The sequence below is a fragment of the Microcoleus sp. BM001215392 genome (assembly GCF_036700185.1).
GTDB lineage: Bacteria > Cyanobacteriota > Cyanobacteriia > Cyanobacteriales > Microcoleaceae > Microcoleus.
In genome coordinates, this window is record NZ_JAUBOJ010000245.1 from 1 (window position 1) to 11,214 (window position 11,214).

The window sequence follows — 11,214 nt, forward strand, 5'->3', positions numbered from 1 at the left end:
GGCCAACTCCGGCGGCAAAGGCAGAGCTTGATTGTTGCCCGATCGTACCAAATAACCATCCTGCAACCGCACCTCCCCGCGCAACATCGCCAACTGTGCCAGGCGCAAGGCTTCAGCCTTAATCGGCGCCGTGCGCAACTGCTGGTAAAACTCAGTCATCAGCCCCAAAGTTCCAGCATCTGACACATACCACAAACTCGCCAAAGCCGATTTTACGCCAGCGTGTACCGCCAATCCCGCAAACCCCAACTCAGCTTGTTCATCTCCCACCGCCGTAGTGCAAGCACTCAAAACCAATAACTCCACCTGCGGATTAGATAACTTCAACTCACTCAACTGATTTAACCGCAACTTAGTATCCCAAAACTGAATGTAAGAATTTTGGGCACCACCAGGCTGAAAATCTCCGTGAGTAGCTAAGTGAATAATTTTGTATTGCGGTTGATTGCGCTTGTCCTTCAAATTAGCCAGCGTAAAACCTTCGTTGAGAAAAGACGCACCAGGCCAAATCTTGTCCACAATTGTTGATATTTCCAGCGGCACAGCAGGCAAAGGATTTTGATCGTATTGTGCCGGAAAATTCGACGCACCCATCGCCAAAACTTCCGAGTTCTTAACATCAGCATAGCGAGTATCAGTCAAACTCAAACTCGGAATCAATCCCAAACTGTACTTTTCAACCAAAAACTGTTTTCCGTCAAACAAAGCAGCCAAAGGCAAAGTTCGCAAACCCGCATCCATCGAAAACACCAAGGTATCAATCTTGTTAGCCTCCAATTGGTCTTGCAGTGGTGCGATCAACCACTGGTAAAGTTCCTGGGCAGGTTCCTTATAATCATCAGCAGTCAATCTTCTAGGACTTCTCACAGCATTAGTGAATTCTTTAGCAACTTGCAGCACTGTTTCGCGGCTTGCTGACACGCTTTTAAACACATTTTTGCCATCTGGCAATAACAACACAAGTTCTAAATGGTTCTCTTTCGCCCACACGTAAACGATCGCGGGTTTAACTCCAGTCAAGCGATTGACACTGCTGAGAGTATCTCGGATCGTTTGCGGCGTGATTGACTTTTGAACCAGATTGCTGCCAAAGTAATGTTCAAATTCCTGACCCTGAATTTTCTCTCTTTTCTGCACCGCGTCGAGCGGACTTATTTGTACGTTCGCGCTCGATCGAGAAATCTCAGGAACCCTGACATTGCCGATACTTTCTGCATTTCCACCACTTCCTGGCTTCTGTGCAATTGTCACAGCGCTGCCATTTTCTGTCGCCGCCGGAGCGCTCACATTGTCTTTTAACACCGACGGCGACCCCAGCACCCCCCCGGCAGCACTGGGATTCGATGGCACCTCAAGAGGCGCATTAGCACCTTCTGGAGAGACATTTGGGGTACTGCTCTTAGGCACAGACACCGTGGGGGTCTCAGCGACAATTTGTGGAGAATTGCCTGTAGTTTTTAGTGCCACGGTGGTGGTTGTGGGTGCTGGGATTGGCAGACCCAGCAGCAGCGACGTAGTTGTGGTGGTAGAGCTAGACTTGGAGTTTCCCGTCCCAACAGCGGTGCTAGTGCAGTTTCCAGACTGGCAAGAGCTTTGTAGCAAAGTCAGCGAACCCGATCGCACCTGTCCGTCTGTAGAAATACTGACGCTAGAGGCGCGATCGGCAGCAGTTCCAGTTCCGGCAGCCCGAAACAAGCCCCCAGCCTGGATTGCCACATCGCCGCCCGTATTGCCATTAGCTTTGATCGAAACAACTTCAACATCTTTCTGCCCGGTAATCTTGCTCGATCCGGCACTTCCCGACTGCGAACCGGAATTGATCACCCCTGCCACGATCTGGCCCGGCGCCACGATCGAGATATCTCCGCCGCTTCTGCCACCAAAAGCATTGACATTGCCCGCTGCTACCGAACCGGCACTGCGGATGTTGATATCGCCCGCCGCCCCGTTCGCCGATCGAGATGAAACCGTACCAATAGAGACGTTACCCTGACTGCTAGTGATGTTAATCCCCGCCGTCGAGGTAATGTCCCCGACAGCCACACTACCGGCCAGCAGAGCGATGCTGGCGTTATCAATTCCCGATATCGCACCAGTTCCCACGATCGCACCGCTGCCAAAGGGCGATCGGATCGTCGTCGGATCTTGAAAAATCACCGCCGGGACTGGCGTCGCATTTGGCACGGAGGTGGCGGCCGGAGCAATCGCGATCGAGCCGCTACCATCAGCACGCCCGATCGCGATCGAAGCAAAACCGTTCTGTAGCGAGTTCAATTCACCAGCAGTCAAGTCCAAAGCCTCAGTTTCCGCAGCACCCGCCAAAGTAATATTCTGAGTCGGAGTTGCCGGTTGCAGCACTCCATTGCCGTTGCTGGCGATCGAATTCCTGCCGCCAGTCAAGTCAATTTCGTTACCAGTCAGAGTAATATTTCCCCCTGTTTCCGAGCCTCCTGCTTGGATCGCCCCCACAGTGACTCCGGCGCTGCCGGTCAGGGTCACGTTCCCGGCGCGATCGCCCCTAGTGTCGATCGCCCCTGCCGTCACCGTACCCTCAGCACTAACGCTAATATCACCCGCCCGAGAGCGCACAACAGGCGAAGAATTGACCGAAGTGCTGATGGTGCGGTTAGCAGCCGTGCGTAGCTGACCGGTGGTGACATTACCAGTAGTGCTGGCGATGCGAATTTCTTGATTGTTGGTAGTAATATTTCCCGTGGCAATATTACCGTCTGCTTTCAGAGTAATTGAGGCATTATCTGCGCCTGTGAGAGAACTTCTGGTAGTAATTGTTCCCAAACCCGTCGGTGATTGAATAATCAGCGGGTCATAAAATGTGAAATCGTTAGCAATCAGAATCGAACCGCTACTGTTGCTGCGGCCGATCGTAACTCCAGCAAACCCATTTTGCAAACTTCCGAGGTCGTTTGCTGTCAGATTCAAATAGATATTAGTCCCGACATCTCCCGAACCGCCGATCGCAATATTTTGAGCGGGGTTCCAAGGTTGCAGTACCAAAAATCCCGTACCGCTGACCGAATTTTTGTCACCTTTTAAATTAATTTCATTACCCGTCAAAGTAATATTTCCCGAGCCTCCAGCGATCGAACTAATATCGAGAATGCTCCGAGCCGTCAAAGTTACAGTTGCCGCCGATTTAGAGCCGCTGACATCGAGTTTTTGGGCCGTGACATTCACACCTTCTAGCAAAATATTTCCGCTGCTGCCGGTGCTAGAATTCGATGCAGAAACATTGCCTGCAACGGTTGTTCCCGGACTTATCAAACTAATATTTCCGCCGTTGCTCGACAAATTGCCCGCAGTAATTTGACTTCCCTCGATCGCGATCGCACCTCCGCGAGTGCTAATTGTATCTCTAGGATTCATCGAAAAAACACCTGCACCGCTGCGATCGGCATCTGCTCTCAATGTTACCGAGCCAGTAGTGGCTGCAAAGCTCAACTGATTGTCAGCGAGATCGGCAATTTTTATATCATTGAGCGCTTCGAGAACCACATTTGCGGTTCCCGACAAACTTTCCAAAGAGCGAGCCGAAATTGTCAGCGAAGCCTCCCAATTGCTTTGCTGTCCCGGCGGCGTTGCTGCCAAAATATTGCTGCTAGCAATCACCGCCGCATCCCTCGGCTCGGCTGCCGAATCGGTGATGAAAATATTTTCCGGATCGAGCAGCAAAGTACCCAAACCGCTTGTCCCGGAGGTATCAACAGAACCGTTAAAAATCAATCTTTGCTTGCCGGAAACTTCTACAAACCCGCCCCTACCGCTGCTTGTCGTTGCCGAAAAGCCCGTAGCGCTGATGTTGCCCAAAAATGCTGTGGTATTGTCCGCCCAGACAAAAACTCTGCCGCCGTTACCTGATTGCGTGGCGTTGGCTGCGATCGAACTTTTGCCATCCACATAAGTCATCCTGGCATTCGGCACCGTTCCCTGGCCTCGGTAATCTCCCCCGATCCGCACCGTACCGCCGCCCGCCGGGCCGTGGGCCTCAATCCTCGCTCCCAACAGCCCTACTTTGTCGCCCAACACGTTTGCACTGCCTCCCGCGCCCCCCTTGGCAGAAACGTTCACACTACCCGATACCAGCGCAGTTCCTGCGCCTGCTGGCACTGTTTGGCCGCCTGTGAGCACAACTTCACCGCGATCGTTCGTACTTATACCAGTAGCCTCAGCCACCCCAGGCCCCGATAGCAACCGAGGCAAACTCTGGGGAGAAAAGGGAATAGCAGCAGCCCCAGACACTCCCGCAGCCGGAGAAACTTCTAAATTCAACAAAAGTCCGTTTTGACTCAACCGCAGCAGATTTTCCCCTAGAACGGCCGCCACCGTAATTTGACCGCCGGGGGCTGAAAGTTTGCCCGTACTGATTACCGTCCCGGCGAGCAAAGTCAAATTTTGCCCGGTTCCCACAGCCAAGTCACCCGCATTGACAATACTCCCTGACTCCGAGCCAAAAGCAAAAGCATTCGGCCCTCCGACGAGTGCCCCGTAGTCGTTCGCCCCCGTACCGTTAAACCAGCGGTTGTCAAAACCGATACCGCTAGCTGTGGTAGCAAAAAAAGACCCGGGCACGTCTAGTCTGGCATTCGCACCGAAAATAATCCCTGCGGGGTTCATCAGGTACAAGTTAGAATTGCCCCCGCTAACTTGAATTAGACCGTTAATTAAGGAAGCTTCGCCGCCGACAACGCGGCCGAGGATATTTTTAATGTTTGGGTTGGAGAGAAAATTGGCAGTTTCGCCAGGATTCAGATTGAACCTAGTAAAACTGTGGAACAAATTTGCTCCGTCTCTAGAAGGTGTGCCGCCTTGAATGTCGTAGCGAGCTGCGCCCGGAGCGATGGCTGTTCCCGTGCCGTCTGGTGCTGGAACAATAGACGATTGTGCTGCTGCAATTTGCGGATCGGAAATTGTCACCACTAGCCATCCGCTGCTGTTGGCTTTGAAAAACAGGAGGTGGGGCGAAAAATCTAATATCAAAAATCCGGCAATGGGCATTGCTGCCAGAATTGAGCGTACAGCACGTTGAGCATTCATAAGTTTGCCTCGATCTAGACCTTGATTCGAGTTAAAAAGGGAGGTTTTAGGTGAAAAATAGTCGATCGCACCCCAATGCTGACAATTCCTAACGCTAGCTCTCGATCGCCAATTTCTAATTTAAAGTCTAATTTTGATTGTGTCACCAAGATAACAAATACTGACAGTAAGTGTCTCTACACAGTTCCGTTTAAACAGAGAAAATTATGACTGATCGAATTGTCCGCGCGATCGGTTTAACAGGGGGCATCGCCACTGGAAAAACCGCCATATCTAATTATCTAGCAGATACCTGTAATTTTCCGATTTTAGATGCCGATATTTACGCCCGCGAAGCTGTGCACCCAGGTTCGCCAATACTGGACTCTATTGTAAAACGATACGGCGCTTTTATTTTGCTGCCCGATGGTAATTTAAATCGGCCAGAGTTGGGAAATATTATTTTTTGTAACCCAGCCGAGCGGCAGTGGTTGGAACAACAGATTCACCCTTATGTACGCCGCCGATTTGTTGAGGAAACTCAAAACTGTATTGCTGCATTCGGTCAGGTATCCCAAAACACACAAAGCTTAAGTACCAAAACTCAAGAAAAACAAACCATGATTGCCAAAAAATCCGGTTTCAGCGCCAAAAATCACACATTGACTGTTGTTTTGGCAGTACCGCTGCTGTTTGAAGCTAAGATGACTGACTTGTGTACCGAAATTTGGGTGGTGTACTCTTCACCCTCGTTGCAGTTACAACGGCTGATGCAGCGAGACGGCTTGAGTTACGATCGAGCTAATGCCAGAATTAACGCCCAAATGCCGCTAGCTCAAAAGTGCCAACAAGCTGATGTTGTGTTGGACAACTCGTCAACCCTCGACTCGCTGTTTCAACAGGTAGATGCGCAAGTCAGTCGATTTAAGATGTGAGATTTAAGATTGACTCCGCAGTATCGATTAAAAACGCAGTGTTTTTTTTCGTAGGGTGTGTCAGGCGCGGCGAGAGCGACTGATAGCGGTTTTCGGAAAGATCGGGTACTGGTACAGGTTTAGATACTTCGACTTCGCTGTACAAGTTTTAGATTGAGGTATTGAGGTATTGAGCTATTGATTGGTGAATACTCTGCTGTTTTGTGTTCAATCAGAGGCTGGCGCGGCTATATCAATAAATTATGAAGTTAATCTGAAGAACAGTAAAAATTTACAATTTGCGGTTTTCTTTTCCTGGTTAGAAGAGCGTTTAAAGACGATTTCAGAGTGAAATTGTGCTGGTTGTCCCCGGAGCAGGAGGAAACTCGAACTTACTAGCACCAAAGCGAGATATTTGAGGGGCTTTACCCCCTTATGACCACAAATCAAAAAAATTGCGGGCCCCTCAATTACTAATTAAAGATTTGGTGACAATTCTATTTTTTTTAGCCTGATCAGACAATAGAGGCTGCGTATCAAGAAGTAGAAAATACGACACGGAACTTTATGATGCGCCTCTACTCTTCTATCCTGATGTCAAGCCTGTTACTGAGCGGCCTTGCAGTTAAGGCTCAAAGCTTGGAAGCTCGATCGACCTTTTTCTCTGACAACAACTCTGCTCCCGAAATTTTAACCGCTGTAGCAAACACTCAAATTTTCTACGCAGATAGCGATAAAGATGTGGCGCCAGAACGAGGTAGCGGCAGATAAACACCAAAAATCGACATTTTGACCAAAAGAAGCAAAATATACTGAGTTATTACTTTGAGTATGTTTCTGCTGTTTATCGCTGAAAAAGCTGAGTAATTAGAGCATCCTGGAACTAAATGTTAACGTTAATTTAGTCCGCAGGTATCAGGGTTAGTTTCTATCGGGGATCAGAAATATCGAGAGATAAAATCAAAATGTATACTCCCGTTAAGTTCATTTGTTTGAGTACGCTATTAGTTAGCACTCTGGTTCTTCCTCAAAAACTAGAAAACCGTTTCATTACAGAACATCAGTTCGATAGCTCGCCACAACTGCTATTAGCTAAAGAGCGCGAAACCGATTCAAAAGGCTGTACCTCCTCCCCGTCTCCTGGCTGCTCTCGCCGAGACTTGCAGCCGCCGATCGCCCCCATAAACCCGGTTGATGGCGCCCTGAAGCTGGCGTGACACCATCACTAACCTTGAGAAATCCGGTTTCAGCGACAGATCCGCCGATCGCCCGCAATTACAAATTTGGCAGAGAGTCGGCGGTTATACCTGTGTCAGTTGTCAACAGAAAATTTAATAATTTAGCAACAAAGCAAGATGGAGCATGGGTTTGAAAGTTGAATCTGTTTTCGGTTTTCGCCAATTGCCGCCAGTAACCGAGGACTTGCATTCGCAACGATCGCACTAATTTGACGATCGGCTACTGTGGGCCTGTTAGAGTTTGACAGTAAAAAAATCAAGGTGAAGAGTCGCGAGTAGGAATCTTGCGCTTTACCTTGATTTTTAATGGACTATCATCACAAGCATTCGCTCGCTATTCTGGAAAGGCACCTGCGCTAAGCAGCGGTTTGCCGATCGCGGTGCAGATTATTTGTGCAATAAGTCTCAAGCTGCGTCCGCTTCAATCTTCCGCAGCTTCGCCGCCAACCACGACATCGCGAATCCGCAAACTCGGGCCGCCGCAGCCCACGGGTAAACCGCTTTGTCCTCCCTTACCGCAGCCGCCGGATTCATCCCAGTAGAAATCGTCGCCGATCGCCTCAATATCCGCTAAAGTGCTGAAAACATTACCCGAAAGAGTTACATCCCGCACCGGATTGTCGAGTTTACCGTCGCGAATCATCCAAGCTTCGCCGGCGCTGAAAGTAAACATTTCGCCGTTAGTCATGCCGCCTTGCCAATTGCGTGCGTAAACTCCTTCTTTGATACCAGAAAATAAATCAGCAACCGGTGTATCGCCCCGTTCGATCCAAGTATTGGTCATGCGGACGATCGGCGGATAGTGATAATTCAAACAGCGAGCGTTGCCGGTCGGCGTTTCTCCCAATTTCCCCGCAGTTTCCCGCGAGTGCAGCCGCCCGACTAAAGCGCCGTCTTTAATTAACTGAGTCGTAGTCGCCGGAGTACCTTCATCGTCGTAGAAATAGCTGCCTCGGTGTCCCTGCGGCGCCGCACCGTCGAAAATTTGCAAATTTTTCGGGCCGAACTGGCGGCCGAGGGTCATAATTTCCAAAATATCGGGATTTTCGTAGGCCATATCTGCTTCAGAAAGGTGTCCGAAGGCTTCGTGGACGAACAATCCGCTGAGTATGGGGTCGATGACGACGGTGTAGGTGTTGCCTTGGACGGAGGGCAAGGCTAGGGAGTCTACGGCGCGCTGGGCGGCGCTGCGAACTTGGGTATCAAGTTGGGTTAAATCTTCGTAAGCTTTCCGCGAACCTGTGGTTTCGCGGCCGGTTTGTACAGTTTCCCCGCTGCGGGCTGTGGCGGCAAACCGCATTTCCATGTCTGCCCAACCTTGTTCGAGCATGGTGCCTTCGGAGGTGGCGATGATGATGCGCTGGGTGCTGTCGCCATAGCGCACCGAGATGGTGGCAATGCGGGGGTCTATGCTGCGCAAAATCGCTGCGTAGCGATCGCACAACTGCTTTTTGTCAATTAGGGGAACCAGACGCGGGTCTGTTCCTGTCAGGGGCAGAAAGCAAATGTCCTGTACTGGCGTCACTGGCGCCAGAATCGTTTCTTCTTCGCCGATCAGTTTGGCCGCGGCGATGGCTTCTTCGATTCTGTCGGCGAGGGTGGAAAGTCTGTTAAAACTGGCAAAGCCCCAGCCGCCTTTGTGACAAGCTCGGACTTGGCCTCCGATGGAGACTCCTTCGCTGAGGGTTTCAATTTTTTCGCCCCGCAGCAAGATGTCGGTTCCTTCGGCTTCTTCGAGTCGAATTGCTAGATAATCTACTTGGTTGCGGTAGCGTGCCATTAAGTCTGACAGCAGATTTTTCGAGTCGGCGATCGATGTGGGCATAAGGAAAGCACGGTGTTAACTAATTTCATTTTGCACTTTTGCCGGGGCGATCGGGCTACCCCGGTGGAAAATATCGCCCCAAGCGCGGAGATTGCGACTTATTTGTACGGTTCTGCCAATATCGATAGTTGACAAATGTAGATATCCTGTGAGTTAGGAGCAAGGTGCAAAAAGTTAGGCGGAATTTTTCTAGCCTGCTGGTGCTTGAATCGTGACTCCTGAACATTCCTATACATAAATACTCGATCCTTCATGTATTTGAAGGTTGGTTTATAACTACTGTGAATACTTACTTTTTACCGACGATCGGCGAAATTTTAGCCTCCGAGGCTTTAGAAAATGACTTCAGTTCCTTTGATGCGAGGTTGGCGCCAGAAAACAGTCGCTCCAAGTGTCTGGGAAGTCGTGGGGCCCAAAGGCCCAAAGCTGAACAGGAATGGTACGCGGCGATCGCCACTTTGAATCAAATGCTCGCCAAGCAAAAACATTGTCTCTCCCCAAATCCTAATTCGTGTCAGGGATTGGTTTTGTCTGGCCCGTCTTCGGTTTTGACTGACCCCGCTGTGGCTTCGGGCTTTGCTAATTGGATTTTTACCAGTATTCCCGATAACGATGCAGCTTTGTGGTCATTTCGTGCTAGACAAACTTTAGCTTTGCTACCGTCGGCGCAGGAGCAAATATCTGCGCCTGCTGCTGCGCCTGCCCTGGCTTTGGCGATCGGCGATCCTTTAGCAAACGAACAGTTTTGTGTGGTTTTAACTGCTAGTTTTAGTCTGGTGATGGTTTTGGGTGAAAATGCTGCCGGAATTCCAGCTTTTCTATTTTCTTTCGACCCGCAAGTAGTTGCCAAAGCTTGGGAAGTTTTGCGGCGCCGCGTGACTGAAAGTGAATGTTTGCTTGCTAATTGTGAGGGTAAATTAAATTTGCCAGCGAGCCAATTAACTAATAATTCTACTAAATTAGATGCCTTGTTCCAGCAGTTTTTGCCTGTGGTTCCTAACTATAAAACAGTTACTCTGTTCAGCCGTTTGTTGTTGAATAATTTGCCTGTTGGGAAAGAGGAAGCAGGCCGAGTAAAAGATGAAAGAGTTGATGATAGTTTGAAAGGCCGGCAAGATATCAAGTGCAAGTCTGCAATTCCTCACGCTACTAAGGAGGTGGAGTTGCTACAGGCGATCGCCCACGAAGTCCGCACTCCCTTGGCTACCATCCGCACCCTGACTCGATTGTTGCTGAAACGCCCCAAACTCGATCCGGTGGTGGTGAAGCGCTTGGAAACCATCGATGCTGAATGCACCGCTCAGATCGATCGCTTCGGTTTAATTTTCCGCGCCGTGGAAATGGAAATGTCGCAAGCTAAAAATTCCGGATTGCAGCTAACAGCAATGTCTCTGGGCGAAGTGCTGCAAAATAGCATTCCCCGCTGGCAAAAACAAGCGATTCAGCGCAACCACACTTTAGAAGTTATTGTGCCGCAAAAATTGCCCGCGGTAGTCAGCGATCCGACGATGTTGGATCAGGTGTTAACTAATTTGATTGAGAATTTTACTCGCACTTTGCGATCGGGGAGCCGCATTCAGGTAGAAGTGACTTTGGCGGGCGATCAGTTAAAGTTGCAGTTAGAATCAGAACACCTATCTGAAGGTAATGGCAAATCGACTTTTACAGAATCGGCGAATGCTCCTTTGCGATCGATCGGGCCTTTGCTCATGGTACAGCCCGAAACAGGAAGTTTGAGCTTAAATTTGAGCGTAACTAAGAACTTATTTCGCGCTGCTGGCGGGAAGCTGGTAATTCGCCAGCGCCCCCAAAAGGGCGAGGTAATGACCGTATTTTTGCCGTTGCAATAGGGGAGTCATGCAAATAACAGACAATTTATATACAATTAAAAACAGTACCAAGACTTTTTCATGCTTGGTATTACTCAACCGCTGCGCAGTGCTAATCACTAATCACTAATCATACCAAATCAGCGTTATTCATCCCCGTTATGAATATAGAGTGCGTCGCTCGCTTAATCCTGCTTGTAGGGCGAGAATTCTTTGTCGCGACACGGGTGCGTCTCAGTTTGGAAAGGGCTCTCGCATTTCGGCAGATAATTTATTAGTGATAACCAGAGATTTACTACCGAAATGCGAGAGTCCCTACGGGTAAGTAAGTAGGCGCTAATCAAACAAAGTATGTTAAGTAATTTGACAATTACGCT

Annotated in this window: 8 protein-coding genes; 5 read left to right on the top strand and 3 right to left on the bottom strand. The window is 49.5% G+C overall.

From position 1 onward, the window contains the following. Positions 1-5,052 (bottom strand): CHAT domain-containing protein (locus tag QT974_RS22535; RefSeq protein WP_333470653.1); only part of this gene is annotated, 5,052 nt, incomplete at its 3' end. Positions 5,053-5,066: 14 nt separating this feature from the next. Then, on the bottom strand, positions 5,067-5,198 hold the full coding sequence (locus tag QT974_RS22540) for a hypothetical protein (protein ID WP_333470654.1): 132 nt from the start codon (positions 5,196-5,198) through the stop codon (positions 5,067-5,069). A gap of 60 nt (positions 5,199-5,258) precedes the next feature. On the opposite strand from QT974_RS22540, the gene coaE reads away from it, so the two are divergent. From coaE to QT974_RS22560, 4 genes are all read left to right on the top strand, one after another. Continuing rightward, entirely contained in the window at positions 5,259-5,966 is a 708-nt protein-coding gene (coaE, locus tag QT974_RS22545) for a dephospho-CoA kinase (RefSeq protein ID WP_333470655.1), read from the top strand. A gap of 546 nt (positions 5,967-6,512) precedes the next feature. After that, positions 6,513-6,716, top strand: coding sequence for a heterocyst-inhibiting protein PatX (patX, locus tag QT974_RS22550; protein WP_333470656.1), 204 nt, complete (start codon positions 6,513-6,515; stop codon positions 6,714-6,716). A 194-nt stretch (positions 6,717-6,910) separates the two neighbouring features. Beyond that, positions 6,911-7,162: a hypothetical protein gene (locus QT974_RS22555; protein ID WP_333470657.1), complete on the top strand. Its 252-nt coding sequence runs from the start codon at positions 6,911-6,913 to the stop codon at positions 7,160-7,162. Continuing rightward, complete coding sequence (locus QT974_RS22560; RefSeq protein WP_333470658.1) at positions 7,159-7,317, top strand: hypothetical protein; 159 nt, start codon at positions 7,159-7,161, stop codon at positions 7,315-7,317. The genes QT974_RS22555 and QT974_RS22560 overlap by 4 nt, the downstream gene beginning before the upstream one ends. Positions 7,318-7,604: 287 nt before the next feature. Here the strand turns inward: QT974_RS22560 and QT974_RS22565 are convergent, their stop codons facing one another. Beyond that, positions 7,605-9,008: a TldD/PmbA family protein gene (locus QT974_RS22565; RefSeq protein ID WP_333470659.1), complete on the bottom strand. Its 1,404-nt coding sequence runs from the start codon at positions 9,006-9,008 to the stop codon at positions 7,605-7,607. Between the two features lie 281 nt (positions 9,009-9,289). Between QT974_RS22565 and QT974_RS22570 the strand changes: the two genes are divergently transcribed. Beyond that, positions 9,290-10,858 (top strand): sensor histidine kinase, encoded by a 1,569-nt coding sequence (locus QT974_RS22570; protein ID WP_333470660.1) that lies wholly within the window; start codon positions 9,290-9,292, stop codon positions 10,856-10,858. The last annotated feature ends 356 nt before the right edge of the window (positions 10,859-11,214 follow it).

Bases quoted from the DNA above. Each gene is read 5' to 3' on its own strand.
- coaE (WP_333470655.1), top strand. From the start codon at position 5,259: ATGACTGATCGAATTGTCCGCGCGATCGGTTTAACAGGGGGCATCGCC.
- patX (WP_333470656.1), top strand. From the start codon at position 6,513: ATGATGCGCCTCTACTCTTCTATCCTGATGTCAAGCCTGTTACTGAGC.
- QT974_RS22565 (WP_333470659.1), bottom strand. From the start codon at position 9,008: ATGCCCACATCGATCGCCGACTCGAAAAATCTGCTGTCAGACTTAATG.
- QT974_RS22555 (WP_333470657.1), top strand. From the start codon at position 6,911: ATGTATACTCCCGTTAAGTTCATTTGTTTGAGTACGCTATTAGTTAGC.